The sequence below is a fragment of the Pseudoalteromonas sp. S554 genome (assembly GCF_005930865.1).
Classification (GTDB): Bacteria; Pseudomonadota; Gammaproteobacteria; order Enterobacterales; family Alteromonadaceae; genus Pseudoalteromonas; species Pseudoalteromonas marina.
Genome location: NZ_PNDV01000001.1, coordinates 311,851 through 332,625, shown reverse-complemented (window position 1 = coordinate 332,625; position 20,775 = coordinate 311,851). Strand labels below are relative to the sequence as shown.

Genomic DNA, 20,775 nt, shown 5'->3' with positions numbered 1-20,775 from the left:
AGCCTAAAGTGTTAATTTTACTGCCATCTACACTCACGCATATTTACTTTGTCGTTTATAAAAAGTACACCTTCTGATAATAATTTTTGACGCTGTTCTTGGTACTTGTTACTGCCTACAGGGAACGCTATTTTACCTTGGCTGTTTACAACACGATGCCATGGAATAACCGAATCACTTGGCATTATTTTTAATAAACGGCCAACTAAACGTGAGTTTTGCGGAAATCCAGCCAACGTAGCAACTTGACCATAGCTTGCTACTTTTCCTGCTGGGATACCGGCTATTACAGTATAAATAAGGGTTTCTTTTTCAATATCCATTTTTATCAGCGTAAGCCTTACTTAGTTGTTTAAATTGCTCCCATACAGTGCGTGCCACAGGGCCATGATGAATAGCATGCTGCCTAAACGCTCTTATTTGTGCGCTAAATTTATGTTCGCGATCTGTAATATGGATTTCTTGTAATAAGCCTGCTTTTATTTCAGGTTTGCAATGCTCTAGGCTCATCATTGCCCATCCGGCCCCTGAAAGTAAAAACGATTTTAAAGTTGCTACATCGTCTATTTTCATCATTGCAGAACCTTTAGAGTAAGATAGCCTATCGCTGTCTATGCTTAAATCGCTTTCAAACATAGCTAAACACGGATAGGTTTGTAATTGTGTGTATGTTAACTGTTGGGGTAATAACCCTTTAGCACTTACTATACCAATATCGAGCTTACCTATGGGCACGCTTTCTAAGTCACCTGTAGCATGAAATAAATCAAACCAGGGGCCAATACCTAACTCTGCTTGCCCACTATTAACTTGTTCTAATGATACAAACCGTTTGCCACTGGTAATACAAAACTCTGTACTCGTAAACTGCCTAAAAGTATTACTTATGATCTTGTTATAACTTTGTTTATGGCAGAGCTGTTCGTAACAAATTTGATATTGGGGTTCATTTCCTAACGAAAGCTCTTCTGCGAGTTTGGCAAGCTCGTCATTTGCATGCAGTAACTGTTGTGCCTCACGATGAAAAATACGTCCTTTTTCAGTAAGCTGTAACCGGTACTTAGTTCTATCTAGCAGCTCAAAGCCTATTTGCGCTTCTAAGTTTTTTATAGCCAACGTTAGCGCGGGCTGTGTTTTATGAAGCTTTTGCGCAGCACCGCTCAAACTTGCGCTTTGCACTATGGCATCTAATATTACTAATTGATTCAGCTTCATATACCGCCTCAAAACATTATAAGTAAAACTTATTGAGTATCTAAAATTTAATGAATTTTATTTTATATGTTTGCAGCGTATCCTGCACTTACTTATTTTGCCAATATTGCAACGGAGAAGACATGAAACTCTTTCGTCTATGTTTACTAACAACGACCCTACTTAGCTTAATTGCCTGTTCTGAGCCAGAACAACAAGTTAAAGAAGAGCCCATTCGCCCTGTTAAGCTGTTCAATATTGGCCATGACTCTCAAATCAATATTCGTAGTTTCCCAGCTGAGGTGGTTGCAAACCAAGGATCTTACCTTGCATTTAGGGTAAACGGAGAACTTATAGAGTTTCCGGTTCTTGCTGGGGAGCACGTTGAAAAAGGCGATTTACTAGCCAAATTAGACCCTGAAGATTTTCAACTCCAGTTTGATGAACGTAAAGCACGTTACGAACTAGCAAAATCGCAACTGAGCCGAATTGAACAATTATTCGAGAAAAAAATTACCAGTCAATCTGAGCTAGACCAAGCAACCGCCAATATGCAAATTGCTGAGTCGGCATTTAAAATTGCTGAAACCAACCTAGAGTACAGTGAATTGCGAGCCCCTTTTGCGGGCACTGTTGCCAAAGTGTTTGTAAAGAATTTTGAAAATATTCAAGCTAAACAAAATATTTTGCGCCTAGAAACGCGTGATTTAATGGACGTAGAAATTCAGGTTCCTGAAAAAATAGTGGCACGATTCAAAAAAGGCACTGATTACCACCCTACTGTTAAATTTGATGGTTTTGAAGATAAAGAATACTCGCTCGATATTAAAGAATGGGACACTCAAGCCGACCCAGCAACACTCACTTATAAAGTGGTGTTTTCGTTACCCGTGCCTGATGACTTTAACTTACTAGCAGGTATGACTGGCCGCGTTTTAATTGATTTAAGTAAAGTAACACGTTCGCAGGTTGCTTACACAATACTCCCTATTGAATCGGTTTTTTCTGATCCACAAGAAGCAATTAAAAATAATGCCTATGTTTGGCTTTATGATGAAAATACCGGCCAAGTCCATAAGCAAGCTGTTGAAGTTGGCCAATTACACCATGATGGCATAGAGGTACTTAGCGGTATTAAAGAGGGCCAAATTGTGGTGTCTGCGGGTGTTCACTCGATTGAAGAAGGCATGAAAGTTCGTCCATGGAATAAAGAGCGAGGCTTATAATTATGAGCTTTGCACAATTTTCTATAAAGAAAAAAGTAATTAGTTGGATGTTTGCCCTGCTGCTTTTAATTGGTGGTAGCGTATCGTATTTTGATTTAGGCCAGTTAGAAGACCCTGAATTTACACTTAAACAGGCCATGGTTATTACCATGTACCCTGGCGCATCACCGCAGCAAGTCGAGGAAGAAGTTACTTTTCCACTCGAAAATGCAATTCAACAGTTACCCTATGTTGACCACGTGACTTCTATTTCATCCAACGGGAAGTCGCAAATTGCCGTGGAAATGAAGAGCACTTATCGAAAAGAGCAACTTCGCCAAATTTGGGATGAAATGCGTCGTAAAATAAACGATCTTTCTCCGTCTTTACCCAGTGGTGTTTATCCAAGTACAATTTTAGATGACTTTGGCGATGTATATGGTGTTTTATATTCTGTTGTAGGTGATGGCTATTCTTACGATGAACTAAAAGACTACACCGATTATTTAAAGCGTGAACTGGTATTAGTTAAAGGGGTAAGCAAGGTAACGATTGCAGGTGAGCAACAGCCGCAAGTAATGGTAGAAATATCTACCCGTAAATTAGCCCAACTTGGTATTGCACCTAGCCATATATTTGCTTTGTTACAATCTCAAAACACGGTGTCTAACGCGGGTAAAATTAGAGTGGGCGATGAGTCGATTCGTTTTCATCCTACTGGCGAATTTAAAGATGTTAAAGAACTTGAAACTCTGCTGATTTCTAAACCGGGTGCGAGCGAGCTTATTTATTTGGGTGATGTTGCCGAAGTATTTAGAGAGTACGCTGAAGTACCCACTAATGTAATTAGATATAACTCTGAGCAAGCGCTATTAATTGGCGTATCGTTTATGAATGGCGTTAATGTGGTTGATGTGGGTAAACGTATTGATGCTCACTTAGCAGAACTTGAGTACCAGCGCCCGCATGGTATTGACGTGAATGCTGTATACAACCAGCCAAAAGAAGTAGAAACCTCGGTAGACGGTTTTATTGTTAGCCTGCTAGAAGCAATTGCGATAGTAATTGTGGTACTCCTTATTTTTATGGGCCTTAAAAGCGGTATTTTAATAGGCGGTATTTTATTACTAACGGTTTTAGGCACCTTCATTTTTATGAAGTTGTTTGCCATAGACTTACAACGTATATCGTTAGGTGCGCTTATTATAGCCCTTGGTATGCTGGTAGATAACGCCATAGTGGTTACCGAAGGAATTTTAATTAACCTAAAACGTGGCCAAACCAAACTTAAGGCCGCAGTTAACATTGTGGAGCAAACTAAATGGCCACTGTTAGGTGCAACTATTATTGGTATTACTGCATTTGCGCCAATTGGTTTAAGCTCTGACGCAACCGGTGAGTTTGCGGGCAGCTTGTTTTGGGTGTTGTTTATATCGCTGTTACTTAGCTGGATAACCGCTATTACTTTAACTCCATTTTTTGCAAACCTTATGTTTTCAGAAAATGAATTTAAAAAAGATAAAAACACCGAAGACGATTCAGATAACGACCCATACCAAGGGTTTATTTTTACAGGCTATAAAGCACTATTAGATTTAGCAATGCACTATCGTAAGTCAACAATGATCCTCATGGTTGTATTACTGTGCAGTGCCGTAGTGGGTTTTGGTTCGGTTAAGCAGTCGTTTTTCCCTGCATCAAACACACCTATGTTTTACGTAGATTACTGGCAACAACAAGGTTCGGATATTCGTGCCACACTAGATGGCATAAAGAAGCTTGAAAACTATTTGCAACAAGAAGAACTTGTAGAAGAAGTAACAAGTACAACCGGGCAAGGTGCGCCGCGCTTTATGCTTACTTATGCGCCTCAAAAGTCTTACTCGTCGTATGGACAACTTATTATAAGAGTAAAAGATCGCGAAGCAGTTGCGGTTGTTATGCAAAAGGTCCGTGATTATTCTCAAAATACACCATTATCAGCTCAACTAAAAATAAAGCCTATGGAGATTGGGCCTTCTACTGATGCAAAAATAGAAGCACGTTTTACAGGCCCTGACCCTGTCATTCTTAGAAAACTCGCAGCTGAAGCTGAAAAGCTTATGGCTCAAGATGACGGCGCATTTAATATTCGTAATGATTGGCGTGCGCGAACCAAAATGATTCGTCCACAGTTTAACGAGCAAAAGGCACGACGCTTAGGAATAAGTAAATCAGATCTGGATGATGTGCTGCTTACAAGCCTGTCGGGTAAACAGGTGGGTGTATACCGTGATGGTACTCAATTACTGCCAATTATTGCGCGCTCCCCTGCTAATGAGCGTCTTAATGTAGATAGCGTTCATGATTTACAAATATACAGCCCTGTTTTAGGTGTATTTGTACCAGTAACTCAAGTGGTAGATGAGTTTATCGTTGAATGGGAAGACAGCCTAATAATGCGTCGCGATAGAAAGCGAACAATAACGGTAATGGCCGACCAAAATGTGCTGGGAGATGAAACAGCCGCTAAATTGTTTGCCCGAGTACGAGGCCCTCTTGAATCTATAGAGCTACCTCATGGGTACTCATTAGAATGGGGCGGCGAATATGAATCTTCAAGCAAAGCTCAAAAGGCTATATTTGGGTCTTTGCCGCTTGGCTACTTAGCTATGTTTGCTATTACGGTTTTACTGTTTAACTCATTAAAGCAGCCTCTTGTAATTTGGGCCACAGTTCCATTGGCAATTATTGGTGTCAGTGCCGGTTTATTAGCAATGAACGCGCCGTTTAGTTTTATGGGCCTACTTGGGTTATTAAGCTTAAGTGGTATGCTCATTAAAAATGGCATTGTATTAGTCGACCAAATAAACCTTGAGCTAAAAGCGGGCAGCTCACCTTACCAAGCGGTTTTTGATTCTGGGGTGAGCCGTGTGCGACCTGTAGCAATGGCTGCAATCACTACAATACTCGGTATGATCCCTTTGCTGTTTGATGTGTTCTTTCAATCTATGGCGGTCACAATTATGTTTGGTTTAGGCTTTGCGACCATACTTACATTAATAGTAGTGCCTGTTTTATATACTATGATTTTTAGAATTGAATACCAACCACGTAAATAAAGACAGATTAAGTGTTTAACTAAATAAAAATGCCACAGCGTAAACTGTGGCATTTTTTATAACTTAAATAAATACAGTGGTAATTGCTTAGCTTATTTTTTTAAACTTAGCTTAGTGCGTGCGCCTGCTTTATTGCTAGATGCACTATTAGCTTTTGCCGTTTTTGGTTTACCAACATAGGTTGTAGAGCGCTTTTGATAAGGTGCATTAGTTCGATTACTTTTTTGCTCATCGCCTCGCTCTTTTTGCTTATTACGACGAGGGTTTTCACCCTGAAAGTCGCGCTTAGGTGATATAGCCGCATTTTTATCAACTTGCTTGTTAGTATCTAACGAGTGCTCTTGGGTTTTGCCTGAGTCAGCAATTGAGTCGTTTATTTGCGCCATTTCAACATCGGATAAATGACGCCATTGACCCACTTTTAATCCTTTTAATGTTACATTCATAATACGAGTGCGCTTTAAAGTCACCACCTCGTAACCTAAATACTCACACATCCGGCGAATTTGGCGATTTAACCCCTGAGTTAAAATGATCTTAAATTCTTTAGGGGCTGTTTGTGTAACCTTACACTTTTTAGTAACAGTATCTAAAATAGGAATGCCGTTGGCCATTTTAGATACAAATTGGCGGTTAAGAGGCTTGTCTACGGTGACAACGTATTCTTTTTCGTGGTTATTACCCGCACGCAAAATTTTATTTACAATGTCGCCTTCGTTAGTTAAAAATATTAACCCTTCAGAAGGTCTATCTAGGCGCCCAATTGGAAATATACGATCGGGGTAATTAACCGCTTTGACAATATTGCTTTGGATTTTACGTTCGGTTGTACACGTTATACCCACCGGTTTATTGTAGGCAATATAAACGCGTTTAGGTGGTGTTTTTAATGGTTTGCCATCGACCAATACTACATCGGTTGCTGCAACCTTCACGCCCATTTCTGGCGCATTACCATTAACTGACACGCGACCTTGCTCAATATATTTATCGGCTTCACGGCGTGAACAAAAACCTGTTTCACTAATAAATTTATTTAAACGTTTTAATTCGGTCATATCACTTAATGGTATTAATTTTTTAGGGTCGCTAGTGTATACCCAAACCACCTAAAAATGCGAGTTATGCCGCCGATTTAATGTCGGTTAATTTGCGCCACAGCACTTCAAGCGGCCCTTGTTTAAAATAACGACTATAAAATAACGTAAATAATAACTGCACAGCAACTAAGCTGCCAGCAACTAACCAGTAATCTATTCTATTAAAGCTAAGTATCCACTCTGGAAATAACACTCTATAAATAAGTAATTGCATAAAGGTTTGGCTTATATACAGTGTGAATGCCATGCGACCCGCCTGCTGTATTAGTTTGCCAAACTGTGGGCTATTTTTACAAAACTTAACAATTACATGAATATAAAGCCCAGCCATACACAGAGCAGCGAACATGTTAGAAATTTCTTGTAAACTCATACCCAAACCACCAGTAAGCGTTGATGTGCTTAGTCGTATACTACAAAATATAAGTACACCTAAGCCACACACCCACAACTGCTGATTTGATAGACCTTTGTTAAATATTCCCTCTTTATACGCGTAAATGCCAATTAGCATGCTGCCAACGCACATCCACATCGTCATTAGCGGCACTGTGATTAGCATAAGGATATTTATAAAAAGATTTTCATTAAAGTAATCACTGTAATGAGGGCTAAATAACTCAATAAACTTGGCAGAGTCACGAAAGCTCTGATCGTCAGGAATAGTGAACAACACTAAAAACGTAACCACCGCCGAGAGCCCAGTAAACTCGAGCCCTCTTTGCAATAGCTTAGGGTTGTCGGTGTCTAGATATTTAATAATAAACCAGCCAGACACCCCATAAACAAACAAAATATCACCAGCCCAAAGTAAAAAACCATGTATTAGACCAAAAATTATGAGCCAATATAATCGACTTTTTATTTGCGCAGATGATTTAAAGCGCTGCCATTGAATATACAAACCTGCGCCAAAAAGTAAGCTAAACAGCGTTCTAAATCGGCCTTCTATAAACAGTATATTCAAATATTCAATAATGGTGTCACTTACAGGGGGGATGGTTAAAGGCACATAACCGAATTCCATAAAACCAAAGGCATAGCCATTCATAAACACTAAGCCAAGCACGGCAATGCCGCGAATAAAGTCCATATTATAATTACGCATTAAAGCTATTTTCCGTTAAATATTATTTTTATAGCTGTCGGCCCAGTCAACCGACTTCTGGTAAAGCTCTGGTAGTATATCACTTTGTATGTTTAAAAATATAACAGCTTGTTCGAGTGCCCACCAGCTGCCGGTTTCGTATGCTTTAACAACTTTTAAAATGTAATACAGTGTGTTTTTTTCTTCGAGCAAGGCTGCTTTTATATCATCCTGAAAAGGTAATTTTTCAACAAGCAAGCTCATTGGTTGATCTAATATAGCGTCAAGAAGCGAAAACAAGCCGGTTAAAAACGCCTCTCCTGACTGATGCTTGGCCACTTTTTTAGCAATCAATTCACAAAAGCGCGCACGTACGACGCACACTTGCATTAGCTCTGCAGGCTTTTTACCAGCGGTGTGAGCGGTCACAATTAAACTAACAAACTTTTTTAAACGCTCCTGGCCCAAATAAACCAGCGCTTGCTTTAAGGAGGCTATTTTACTTTGTATAGGAAATACGCCGCTGTTAATTAAACGTAGTAATTTATAAGCCAGTGCGGCATCCAATTCAAACAACGCTGCTATTTTGGTTAAATCTGGATTCGGGCCCATTATTTCAGCATAAATTGCAACGACTAACCCGTAGTTATAATCAATGTCGTTATGCTTCATCATGGTGGGCTTCGCAAAAAAGTAACCTTGAAAGTAATCAAAGCCCATGCCAGCGGCAACTTCGTATTCTTCCTGTGTTTCTATTTTCTCTGCGAGTAACTTAATTTGTTTGTGATCTTTGAGCTTTTTTATAATAGGGTGAATATCGTTTAATGGGGTTATGGTTATATCAAATTTTATGAGTTTAACCAGCTTTAAAAAGCGATCCCATTGCGGTTTGTATACAAAGTCATCAAGGGCTAAATTAAAGTTACTATGAAAGAGCTCTCGGCATAACTCGTAATTTGTATCAGTGGGCTCTATGCTTTCAAGAAGCTCTATTACAACATCTTGGCACGGTAAAAAGGCACACAGGTCAAGCTCTAAAGATTCAGGCCCAATGTTGATGAGTGCTTTTTTACCAGAGGTGATATGGCGTGTGCCCAAATTAAGTTGATTTTCCATAATAAGCCGTGCAGTTGCCTGCCCTTCGGCTATATCAGGAAAAAAGTTTTTAGGACTGTCCCTAAAAAGTAGCTCGTAAGCAACTACTTTTTGACGCCGATTGAAAATTGCTTGCCTTGCAACAAATACAGACACTTTACCTACTTTATTTAATTCGATTAATACCAAGTTATTAATAGCGTAAATAATCTAAAATGTCACTTCGCTTAAGTTAAATTAAACAAAGTTTATCGGTACAAGGTTGAAATGTAATCACTTGCAACCTGAGACCACGAAAAGCGTACTGCTTTAGCATTAGATTTTATTTGCTGCCATTTTTTTGGATGTTGTTTATAAAATGCTAGCGTTTCGGTTAAACATGAAAGCAAAGTATGTGTTTGCTCACGTAATGTTGCGCCATTAAAACTAAACCCATTTTGATTGTGTTTTACAGTATCTTTTAATCCGCCAACACTATGTACCAAACAAGGTTGGCCTGCGCGCATTGCCAGCATTTGGCTTATTCCGCAAGGCTCAAACGAACTAGGCATTAAAAATAAATCACCTAATTGATACATTAAATCACCTACTCTTTGCGCATAACCTTTTAAAAATAGTAAATTTTCGTTACGTGCCATGGCTTTTGTAAACAATGCTTCTAGCGCTTTATCGCCAGAGCCTAATATGATTAAACGCCCACCCTGTTCATTAATACTATTACATACTGCGTCTATCGCAAGTTCACCATTTAATGGCTGACATAATAACAATACTTTTTGTTCTGTGAGTCTACCTACGCTTGTAACAATTGGCCCATTATTTGGTGTCGCTTTAAATTGCTTTAATCGTTGGTGCGCAATGTAGTGAACGCTTTCAAGCTGTTCGCTGTTGCTCATCCAAGCAAATAAGCTTTTTTCTGTCTCGTTGTACAACTCGTCCATAACTGCATTTGCAACTTCCAATGCAGGGTATTCACAGCCATTCAAAATGCCGACCAATTTACCTTGTTCGGCTGCATTTTGTAGGTCTTGTTCAAGCCCCTCCCCACCAAAAAAGCCATTATTGTAATTACTGGGTTTAAGCACTTCTTGGCTGTAGGTAGGCGATACTAAATGAATTTTGTCTGCTAAATTAATGGCGCTTCGCATTGGGTTAAAACAATTTGAATACCTTGGGTCGCACAAGTGTTGCCCGTTGTAACTTAATGATGGAAACCAAGCTTCTAAGCTCGATTCATCGTGCTTAAAAGGCCTTATTCCTTGTAGTGCTAAATTGTGCACTGTGTACGCTAAATGTATATCGTGTAAAGCACTGTAACGTGGCTCAAACTTAATTAAAACAGCAACGCATGCGCTATGCCAGTCATGTAAATGCAGCGTACTAGGGCGCTTAAGTAGCCCTTGCAATAATGCTTCGCAAACAGCCGCATTAAATAGCGCAAACTTTGTTGCATCGGTTGCAAATGGCCTACCCGGTGCATCATTACAATAAACGCTACCCGATTCACTAAACATTGGGTGGCTTATTACAATTTGAGTTATGTTATTTTTTGTTTGATCCACTTTAAACAAAGTCATTACATGAGATTGAGCATTAAACGCCACGGTTACTTCACCTATATAATGCCTATTTAATGGCTCAAATCCATAATCTGGGATCACCACATCAACCGATACGCTATGCTTCGCAAGGGCCTTCGGGGCATCACGGACTACATCTGCTACACCGCCTACTTTAGCGCCAGGTAACGCATCGTTCTCTGCTGCAACCATTAATACATGCATTAATTTACTACTTCCTTTGTTTTAATAAGCTCACCCGCTTTAGGGCAAGCTTGTTTTGCCTAACTCTGTATTAAGCTAGTTTCTTATTTTCTTGTGTTTGACGCTCTAACTTTTTAGCAAGTTCACTAAGCATGTCGCGGGTAACAAGTACGATGCCTTTTTTTGATACCCTAAAACCATTTTCTTCATCTGTTTTACGGTCAAACCCTATTTCAAGCCCTGCAGGTATTTCACAACTTCTGTCTATTATTGCACGTTTAATTTTACAACCGCGGTTAATAATAGCACCCGGTAAAATAACCGATTGTTCAATTTCACAAAACGAGCGCACATGCACGTTAGAAAATAACAATGATTTTCTTACTGCCGACCCCGAAATAATACACCCTCCCGAAACTGTAGAGTCAAGGGCCATTCCTCGCCTGTCGTCATCATCAAATATAAATTTAGCTGGGGGTAATTGCTCTTGGTATGTCCAAATTGGCCACGCTGGGTCGTACAGATCAAGTTGAGGCTCAGGCATAACAAGCTCCATGTTAGCCTCCCAAAATGAGTCGAGTGTTCCTACATCGCGCCAATATGGCTGACCTTCCTGTTGAGGGTCTCTAAATGGGAATGCAAAAACGTTATGCTCTTCAATAATAGCGGGGATTATGTCATGCCCAAAATCACGTCCTGACCCTTCATTTTCAGCATCTTTCTTTAGTTGCTCAAATAAAAACTCAGTATTAAATATGTAGTTACCCATGGATGCTAAACATGTACCCGGCTTGCCTGGCACTGAGCTTGGCATAGCTGGCTTTTCATCAAAACGACAAACACGGCTTTCTTCATCTACTGTCATTACACCAAAGGTATCTGCAGCTTCTTCAACGGGTACTTCAATACAACACACGGTCATATCGGCCCCTTTTTGAACATGTTCAGCAAGCAATGCACCGTAATCCATACGATAAACGTGGTCGCCTGATAAAATCATTACATATTTAGGTAACTCATGACGAATAATATCCATATTTTGAAAAACAGCATCGGCGGTGCCGCAATACCATTCATCACCATGGCGTTGTGATGCAGGTAATATTTCAACCGATTCACCTAATTCCTTTTTAAAGTGCCCCCAAGCTCGATTTACGTGGCGAATAAGTGAGTGAGATTTATACTGTGTTGCTATACCCACACGCCTAACACCCGAGTTGATACAGTTAGACAAAGGAAAATCAATAATTCTGTGTTTACCACCAAAGTAAACGGCTGGCTTTGCACGCCAGTCGGTCAATTCGTGCAGGCGAGAACCACGACCACCAGCCAGTATTAACGCATACGTTTCTCTAGTTAGGCTACTTATGTAGCGATTTGCATAATTAGGCATACTATTCTCTCCATTTATCTAGCTTTTAGTGGCTTTACTGGTAGTTGTCGTTGAGTCAGTGTCACTAGTATTGAGTGGGGTTAAATGCCAAATGTCGTCACTGTATTGGCTTATGGTCCTATCACTTGAAAATATGCCACTGGCAGCGGTATTTAGAATACTCATTTGCGTCCAATAAGCTTGATCAGCATAGGCTTTATCTACTTGTTTTTGTGCAGATACGTAGCTTTCGAAATCATGTGCAACAAGCCATGGATCGTGTGGGCTCTTAATTGCATTAATTACATCGTCAAATAGGCAAGGTTCAAATAAATTAAAGTGCCCGCTTTCTAGCAAGTGCATAACATTAGCTAAGTCGCTATTTTGCTCAATTAAATGTGCGGGGTTATAACGCGACTTAATATCATCAATCTGATGTGCCTCTGCACCAAATAAGAAGAAATTATCAGCACCAACGGCATCTCTAATTTCTATATTGGCGCCATCTAACGTGCCAATAGTTAATGCACCATTCATCATGAACTTCATATTACCGGTGCCTGAAGCTTCTTTACCGGCAGTTGAAACTTGCTCAGACAAATCAGTAGCTGGACAAATAACTTCCATGGCTGTCACATTGTAATTAGGTAAAAAAGCCACGCGTAAATACGACGACGCGAGGGGATCTTTATTGATCACATCTGCCACATTATTGATTAGCTTAATTATTTTTTTAGCCATGTAGTAACCCGGTGCAGCCTTACCACCGAGTAAAACACAACGTGGCACTAACCCTTGTGTATCACCACGGCGAATGCGGTCATATAAATGGATAACATGGAGTATATTTAGTAACTGACGCTTGTATTCATGAATCCGTTTAACTTGTACATCAAACATCATGGATACATCAAACTCTACACCACAGCGCTCTTTTACTAAATCAACTAAACGTTGTTTGTTTGTTACTTTGGCTTTTTGCCACTGTGCTTGAAATGATGTGTCATCATAAAAACGACGTAGCTGGTTTATTTGAGCAAAGTCACGTACCCAATCGGTGCCTATTTTCTCACTAATCAATTCACTCAATGTAGGGTTACAATGGGCTAGCCAACGGCGAGGTGTAACCCCATTGGTTTTGTTATTAAACTTGTTAGGCCAAAGTGTATAAAACTCTTTAAATAAACCCGCTTTTAATAGCTCTGTATGCAGTGCAGCAACACCATTAACTGAATAGCTGCCTACAATGGCTAAATAAGCCATGCGAATTTGCGGTTCGCCACCTTCCTCTATTAGCGATAGCTCTCGCTGTTTATCAACATCACCAGGCCAATGCTGTGCAACTTCAGCTAGAAAACGTGCGTTTATCTCAAATACTATTTCTAAAATACGGGGTAACAATTTTGAAAATAATGAAACTGACCATTTCTCTAACGCCTCTGGCAATAATGTATGGTTTGTGTAGGCCATTGTTTTTATTGTTATTTGCCATGCATCATCCCAGTCGAGCTCGTAATCATCAACTAACACTCGCATAAGCTCTGCCACTGCAATACTTGGATGAGTATCGTTTAATTGAAAAACATGGTAATCGGCAAAATCAGTAAAGCTTTCACCATGATCACTCACCCACTGATCAACAATGTCTTGAATACTCGCTGATGATAAAAAGTATTGTTGGCGTAGTCGTAGCTCTTTACCATTTTCACTGCTGTCGTTAGGGTAAAGTACCATAGTGATTTGTTCGGCTAAGTTTTTTTGTGCAACGGCTTCTGAATAACTACCCGCGTTAAATTCAGTTAGGTTAAATTCGTCGGTCGCTTCTGATTTCCATAAGCGTAGCGTGTTTACAATATTGTTTTTATAACCAGGAATGGGCACATCGTAAGGCACTGCTAACACGTCATGGCTACTTACCCACTGGCGGTGTTCCCTACCTTGTTTATCAGTATAGCTATTTACATAACCACCGAACTTAATGCGCTTAGAATGCTCCGGGGCACTTAGCTCCCAAGGGTGACCCTCACGAAGCCAATTATCGGGTTGCTCTATTTGATTACCATCATTAATTGATTGGTTGAACATTCCGTATTCGTATCTAATGCCGTAACCCACAACGGGTAAAGCTAAACTTGCACAGCTATCTAAAAAACACGCAGCTAAGCGCCCTAAGCCACCATTACCAAGGCCTGCATCGTGCTCTGCGTCTTCGACCGTTTCAATTTCGGTACAATATTCTTGTAATGCCGATGACACTTGATCCTCTAAATCAAGATTTAATACCGCATTTCCCAGAGCACGCCCCATTAAAAACTCAAGTGAAAGGTAACTGGTTTTTCTGCTTTTTTGCTGTTTGATTTTTTTATTAGTTTCTCGACACCGTGCCACTAAACGATCGCGGATCGTCAATGCTAATGCATGGTACAAATACAGCTGCGACTCTCCAACTTTGTCTCGCCCTAGGGTGTAATAAAAATGGCGCGTTAAATCATCTTTTAAGGTGCTTTCGTCTATTACTGGGCCTTCTTGCCACCCCTTTACAACACATACTTGTTCAACTTGCTTAGCCATTAGCTACGTCCTCTAAGTTAGCACTAAAAACCCAACTACTTTGTGCAGAAATTTCAACGGGTGCATCTTGGTGAGTTGTTAAAGATGCATTATTTACACTTGATAAAACCATTTGCCACTGCGCATTAATAGGTGATGGAGGCAACTGACAACTGACTGATTTTTTATTAGCGTTGAATACAATAAGTAATGCGTGTTCATTTTGCTTATCAAGCAAGCTATACATTAAAAATTGACGCGAATTCTCATGCCAATGCGAATCTGTCATAGTGTCACCTGTTTCGGTAAACCATTTCACTGTAAAGCGCTCGTCTATATCGTCTAAAAATACACTGTGTTTAAACGCACTATGTGCACGTCTAATTTTAAGGGCATCGTCTATAAAACGCGTTAAAGAATGATTCAGCTGTGAGTCTTTCCATGCAAGCCAACTCGTGCGATTATTTTGACAATATGCATTGTTATTACCCCCTTGAGAATGTGCCATTTCGCTGCCAGCAGCAATCATAGGCACGCCTTTAGAAAGGATTAATGTGAGTAAAAAGTTTTTTTGCTGTTGTAATCTTAGTGCGGCTATTTTCTCATCATTGCTAAAGCCTTCTGCCCCGCAATTAAATGAGTAATTAGCACTGTGGCCATCTCTGTTATTCTCGCCATTAGCTTCATTGTGTTTATGCTCGTAACTCACTAAATCTGCAAGCGTAAATCCATCATGGCTGGTTATAAAATTAATACTATTTAATGGGCCTCGGTGGCTATGCTCAAATATATCAAACGAGCCATGTAAGCGTTTAGCCACGTTGGCTATAATTCCTTCATCGCCTTTCCAAAAACGACGAATTACATCTCGGTATTGGTCATTCCACTCTCGCCAAGGTGGAGGAAAAGCCCCTAGTTGATACCCACCAGGGCCAATATCCCATGGCTCACTAATTAACTTTACCTTATTTAAAACAGGGTCTTGAGCAATAGTTTGTAAAAACGTATGCGCTGAACTAAACCCAGCCTTTGAGCGGCCCAGTATTGTTGCTAAATCAAATCTAAAGCCATCAACACCCATTACTTCAACCCAATATCGCAGGCTATCGAGTACGAGCTGCAAGGTTTTTGGGTGATCTATATTAATGGTGTTACCACACCCCGTATCGTTTATATATACATTGGGTTGAGCTTCTACTGTACGGTAATAAGCAAGGTTGTCTAACCCGCGCAACGACAATATGGGGCCATCATTACCCGCTTCAGCTGTATGGTTGTAAACAACATCTAAAATAACTTCAATATCTGCAGCATGAAGCTCCTTAACCATCTGTTTAAACTCGTTAATATCGTCGTTTACCAAATAGTCTTTGTGAGGAGTGAAAAAGTTAAGCGTGTTGTATCCCCAATAATTTTGTAGGCCTTTGCCTGTTAAAAATTGCTCGCTAATAAAGGCATGCACAGGGAGTAGCTCTATTGCTGTGACTCCAAAACTTTTTAAATGGTCAATAAAATGCGGGTGACTCAATCCTAAAAATTTGCCTTGCAGCGTCTTAGGTATTTTAGGATGACGACACGTAGTCCCTTTTACATGACACTCATAAATGACTGTTTTAGACCATCTGTGATTCGGTTTTTTATGTTCATAAAAATCAATTGATGACACTTTTGATTTTGGTATATCAATGGCATTGTTAACGGTACTTTTGGTGCCTATTGGCATTTGTCCATAATGGCGTTCACTCCATGTAAACTCACCAAATAAATCTTTAGCGTAAGGGTCAATTAATAATTTATGTTCATTAAATAGCAGGCCAGTATCAGGGTTATATTCACCCTCAACCCTAAACCCATAAAGTGCCCCAGTGGTGAGAGGTGCAATATGGATACTCCAAATACCACCTTCATTTATATTCATAGCCACTTTTAGTATTTCAGAGTGGCCACTTTTATCAAATAAACACACATACGCTTGTGTCGCTTTTGGCGCGTACAATGAAAAATTAACACCATTTAAATGCAAGCTCGAGCCAAGAGGCTCAACAAGGCCGTGAGTTACTTCAAATTGATTACTCATCTTGTACCTTTTGCAAATAAATTGTTGTTAAGCCACCCATAGCAATAGTGATGCTTTGGTTAAAACCATGTTGAGGATTGTCGTTAGTGACAACAGTATTTGATTGGTTTTGCGATACTTTAATACCCGAGCCAAAAAATTCGCTTTCATCTGTGTTTATTATTACTTTATAAACGCCTTTGCTCGGAACGCCTAAGGTATATTCTTGATATGACATAGGCGTAAAGTTGGCAATCACCACTAAAAAGTCATGGGCATTTTTAGCGTAACGTACAAAGCTTAAAATGCTTTGCTCGTTATTATTGTTGTCAATCCAATCAAATCCTGCGGCACTTGAGTCAAGTTCATACAGCGCGGGTTGATTTTTATAAACCTCATTTAACGTTTTTACTGTCTGCTTTATACCTTTATGACTTTCATGTTGTAGTAAATGCCAATCAATAGAATGATCATGCCCCCACTCAGCACGTTGAGCTATTTCCCCCCCCATAAATAACAACTTTTTACCTGGGTGTGCCCACATAAATGCATAATAAGCACGTAAATTTGCGAATTTTTGCCAATCATCGCCCGGCATTTTTTCAATTAGCGCGCCTTTCCCATGAACAACTTCATCGTGACTCAGCGGTAAAATAAAGTTTTCACTAAATGCATATACCATCGAAAACGTTATTTCGTGATGGTGATGTTGCTTATAAAGTGGATCGCGTTGCATATACAACAAGCTATCGTTCATCCACCCCATATTCCATTTATAGCCAAAGCCTAGGCCATTATGCTCAACACTCTGCGTAACACCTGGCCAAGCAGTCGACTCTTCTGCCACCATCATAATGCCAGGGTTGTTTTTATAACTGCGTAAATTAACCTGTTTGAGGCATTCAATTGCACCAAGGTTTTCGCGACCACCATAGCAATTAGGTATCCACTCACCTTCTTTGCGGCTGTAATCTAAGTACAACATTGACGCAACGGCATCTACTCTTAAACCATCTAAACCAAATTGATGAAGCCAATACATTGCATTAGAAATTAAAAAGCTCTTAACTTCTGGACGGTCATAATTATAAATATAAGTATTCCAATCTGGATGAAAGCCTTGGCGCATATCTGCATGTTCGTACAAGTGTGTACCATCAAATCGGTGTAAACCATGGGGATCACTTGGGAAATGCCCAGGAACCCAATCAAGTAAAATCCCTACGTTATATTTATGGCATTGCTCTACAAAATATTTAAAGCTGTTGTAATCACCAAAACGACTGGTTGGAGCAAATAGCCCAACAGGCTGATATCCCCATGAACCGTCAAACGGGTATTCACTTATGGGCATAAGCTGCAAGTGGGTAAAGTTCATCTCAAGTGCGTAACTAACGAGTTTGTCGGCAAGCTCGGTATAACTTAAATAACGATTACCTTCACCTCGCTGCCACGACGCTAAATGCACCTCATAGATACTGATTGGTGCGTCTATATGATTACGCTTTTGCCTATTGCTTATTGCTTGTTCACTTAACGCTATTGCCTCTGGTTTGTATTGAAGAACACTCGCGGTACCTGGAGCCTGTTGCATTTTAAAAGCGTAAGGGTCTGCTTTTTCTATTACCTCACCACTTTGCGCTGTAATGGCAAATTTGTAGCACATGTCTGCTTTAAGCTCGGGAATAAATAACTCCCACACACCACTGGCAGGGTGAAAACGCATAAAATGTCGGTTCGCTTGCCAAAAATTAAACTCACCAATAATTGAAACGCTGGCTGCATTAGGTGCCCACAAACAAAAACGAACGCCATCTACATCTTGCTGGTTGGTAAAGTGCGCGCCAAAGTGCAAGTATGCATGCTCTAAACTGCCCTCGTTAAATAAGTACATGGCATCTGTATCAAGCTCACTGTTAAAACTATATTCATCAAAAAACGTAGTCGAAGTGTCGCTATATTTGGCTGTACATAAATAAGGCGAGGTAGGCAACTGACTTACACGGGCTATAAATAAATCACTGTGCTTATATCTTTGCGTTTCGACTATTTGATTGTCAATTGACAAAGAAACATGGTGGGCATCAGGTAAATATACACGCACTTCTATATTTGACTCACTTACTTTATGTGCACCTAAAAAGCTAAATGGGTCTTTAAATCGCCCTATGTTAAGTGCATTAACTTGGGCATCGTAGTCAGCGCTTTGAGATTTAGGTAATGCCGAACTATTTGAAGCTGTACTGCTCATTTAACCTTTCCTTATTGAATCGATTGCAGCTAAAAGCGTGGCGTTGTTTGCAAAAATTTCTTCACATGTATGTGTTAATACACGTCGCCAATTTGGATATTCTTTGTCTGTACCAGGAATATTCACCGGATATTTCTGTTCATCTAAATCATCTATTTGTAGTGCAAACAATCGAGAATCTGAGCCAGCTAAACACTGGCTAAGCGCACGGTAAACCGACTTAGCATCGCTGTGTATCGTTAATGTAAGATTAGCTGTAGCATTGATAAAACGAAGCAATCGCGTTTTTTCATCGATTCTCTGGTTGGTAATTTGCGTTGATTGTTGGTCGTCAATTAAATGATATTGTTGTTTTATAGCTATGTCATCGTGCTGCCACCAGCCTGTAAAGGGCGGTACATCGTGATTTGCAATCATCAACAAACACTGAGAGGGTAATTCGTGTAATGGTAAAAAATCACCATCGTTTTGCTTTTCAAAATAAAACAAACTGTTTGAAAAAATACCACTACTTGATAATGCATGTTTTACTTCTGGTGGAACAATGCCTAAATCTTCACCTATAACTATGCTTTGATTAATATGCGACTCTATTTTCAAAATAGCCAGCAAATGTTCAAAGGGGTAATAAATATAGCAACCATCACGCTGACCATTATTTTCAAAACACCACCACAAGCGGCGAATAGCCATAACATGGTCGATTCTTAGCCCGCCTACATTCTGCATATTTTCACGAATTAACGAACGGTAAAATGAGTAGTTATTGTGTGCTAAACTTTGCGGGTTTAAAGCCGGTAACCCCCAATCTTGCCCGCCCTCAGCCCAAGGGTCAGGCGGTGCACCCACACTGGCATTATCGGCGAATAATGACTGTTGTGATTTGAACTCAACACCATCGCCAGCGCACCCAACAGCTAAATCATTAATCAGACCTATTGCCATACCCCCTTTCTTGGACCGCTCTTGACATAAACCAAGTTGAAGATGCGCTTGCCACTGTAGGTAATAATCAAAAAGAGGGGTTTGTGAATCTATTATTTGTAAGGTGGGCTGATGTTTATCGCAAAAAGTATTGAATGCATCACGACGAAGCTTACTGGCTGTTAATTCAAAATGGTTGTACAGTGCTTTAAATAATTTATATTTAACGCAACTAACATCCTCGTAATTAATAAACTGTCCGCTTTTATTTAAAAGAGAAGTCGCCTCATCACTTTGCATAATTTTTGCTAATTCAGCATTGTTTTTACTGTCTTCGCACAAATCAACAGAAATGTATAAAGGGTTTAGTAACGCTCGACTATTAGGGCTGTATGGGCTTGCACGCTCAGGCATGTCGCAAAACAACAAATGCAGAGGATTGAGCAAAATGTAATCCATATTTTGCTCACAGCACAAGTCAACTAGCGTGAGTAAATCTGAAAAGTCGCCAATTCCCATTCTTTCATTATTTTTAAGCGTATATAACTGAACAGACAACCCCGTTTTTTTTGTATCTTCAACTTGAAAACCACGCTCGGGCACAGACCAGATCTCAGTACTTGCGTGCTGTTCGCCTACTGTAATGTCTGCGTGGTAATACCCTGTTGGTATTGAAGGTAAAGGCAGTGTAATTTCAATATAACGGACGCCATTAAAGTGGTATTCGCCTGTAATTATTAAATCATCAAGGTTAGTAAATTCACACTCTATTCCCAGTTGTTCAACACTTACTGATGCAGTTTGGCTAAGTTGTCTGTCATCTATTTTCACTTTTAAATAACAGTCTGTTTGCTCAATTAAACTTACATTGGGCAAGAGCTGCATCCAAGGCTCTACATCGAGCTTGTAATTTAATTGAGCTATTTTGTTATAGTTGTTGGTATCAACACCACAACATTGCAGGGCACGCTTACGTGTATCTTCACTGAAAAATATCTGCTCCCCTGTGTATTTAGTAAACTCATAGCCAATACCGTGTAAGTAAAACAACTGCGAAAGTTCGTTCATTTACAGGCC

At 39.9% G+C, this 20,775-nt stretch carries 13 protein-coding genes; 2 read left to right on the top strand and 11 right to left on the bottom strand.

Going from position 1 to position 20,775, the window contains the following annotated elements; genetic code table 11:
• Positions 1–17: 17 nt before the first annotated feature.
• The gene (locus CWB65_RS01415; protein ID WP_008127844.1) at positions 18–323 is read right to left on the bottom strand and encodes an MGMT family protein; all 306 of its coding nucleotides are present in this window, start codon (positions 321–323) and stop codon (positions 18–20) included.
• Positions 313–1,215, bottom strand: coding sequence for a LysR family transcriptional regulator (locus tag CWB65_RS01410; protein WP_008127847.1), 903 nt, complete (start codon positions 1,213–1,215; stop codon positions 313–315). The genes CWB65_RS01415 and CWB65_RS01410 overlap by 11 nt, the downstream gene beginning before the upstream one ends.
• 122 nt (positions 1,216–1,337) lie before the next feature.
• Here CWB65_RS01410 and CWB65_RS01405 point away from each other — a divergent pair, with 122 nt between their 5' ends.
• Entirely contained in the window at positions 1,338–2,420 is a 1,083-nt protein-coding gene (locus CWB65_RS01405) for an efflux RND transporter periplasmic adaptor subunit (protein WP_008127849.1), read from the top strand.
• Between the two features lie 2 nt (positions 2,421–2,422).
• On the top strand, positions 2,423–5,500 hold the full coding sequence (locus CWB65_RS01400; RefSeq protein ID WP_138739692.1) for an efflux RND transporter permease subunit: 3,078 nt from the start codon (positions 2,423–2,425) through the stop codon (positions 5,498–5,500).
• 92 nt (positions 5,501–5,592) lie between these two features.
• Here CWB65_RS01400 and rluF read toward each other — a convergent pair whose 3' ends face one another.
• The 9 genes from rluF to malQ all read right to left on the bottom strand — a co-directional run bounded on the left by rluF (position 5,593) and on the right by malQ (position 20,766).
• Positions 5,593–6,558 carry a 23S rRNA pseudouridine(2604) synthase RluF gene (rluF, locus tag CWB65_RS01395; protein ID WP_138739691.1) on the bottom strand — a complete coding sequence of 322 codons (966 nt, stop codon included), beginning with the start codon at positions 6,556–6,558 and terminating at the stop codon, positions 5,593–5,595.
• Between the two features lie 64 nt (positions 6,559–6,622).
• Positions 6,623–7,708: a DUF418 domain-containing protein gene (locus CWB65_RS01390; RefSeq protein WP_249365005.1), complete on the bottom strand. Its 1,086-nt coding sequence runs from the start codon at positions 7,706–7,708 to the stop codon at positions 6,623–6,625.
• Between the two features lie 15 nt (positions 7,709–7,723).
• Positions 7,724–8,938 (bottom strand): EAL and HDOD domain-containing protein, encoded by a 1,215-nt coding sequence (locus CWB65_RS01385; RefSeq protein ID WP_033018946.1) that lies wholly within the window; start codon positions 8,936–8,938, stop codon positions 7,724–7,726.
• A gap of 92 nt (positions 8,939–9,030) precedes the next feature.
• Positions 9,031–10,566 carry a glycogen synthase gene (locus CWB65_RS01380; protein WP_138739690.1) on the bottom strand — a complete coding sequence of 512 codons (1,536 nt, stop codon included), beginning with the start codon at positions 10,564–10,566 and terminating at the stop codon, positions 9,031–9,033.
• 70 nt (positions 10,567–10,636) lie between these two features.
• The gene (gene glgC, locus CWB65_RS01375; protein WP_006791778.1) at positions 10,637–11,938 is read right to left on the bottom strand and encodes a glucose-1-phosphate adenylyltransferase; all 1,302 of its coding nucleotides are present in this window, start codon (positions 11,936–11,938) and stop codon (positions 10,637–10,639) included.
• An 18-nt stretch (positions 11,939–11,956) separates the two neighbouring features.
• Positions 11,957–14,488, bottom strand: coding sequence for a glycogen/starch/alpha-glucan phosphorylase (locus CWB65_RS01370; protein WP_138739689.1), 2,532 nt, complete (start codon positions 14,486–14,488; stop codon positions 11,957–11,959).
• Positions 14,481–16,544 carry a glycogen debranching protein GlgX gene (gene glgX, locus CWB65_RS01365; protein WP_138739688.1) on the bottom strand — a complete coding sequence of 688 codons (2,064 nt, stop codon included), beginning with the start codon at positions 16,542–16,544 and terminating at the stop codon, positions 14,481–14,483. Before glgX ends, CWB65_RS01370 begins: the two co-directional genes overlap by 8 nt.
• On the bottom strand, positions 16,537–18,774 hold the full coding sequence (gene glgB / locus CWB65_RS01360; RefSeq protein ID WP_138739687.1) for a 1,4-alpha-glucan branching protein GlgB: 2,238 nt from the start codon (positions 18,772–18,774) through the stop codon (positions 16,537–16,539). Before glgB ends, glgX begins: the two co-directional genes overlap by 8 nt.
• A complete protein-coding gene (gene malQ, locus CWB65_RS01355) occupies positions 18,775–20,766 on the bottom strand; it encodes a 4-alpha-glucanotransferase (protein WP_138739686.1) in 1,992 nt (663 codons plus the stop codon).
• Positions 20,767–20,775 lie beyond the last annotated feature (9 nt).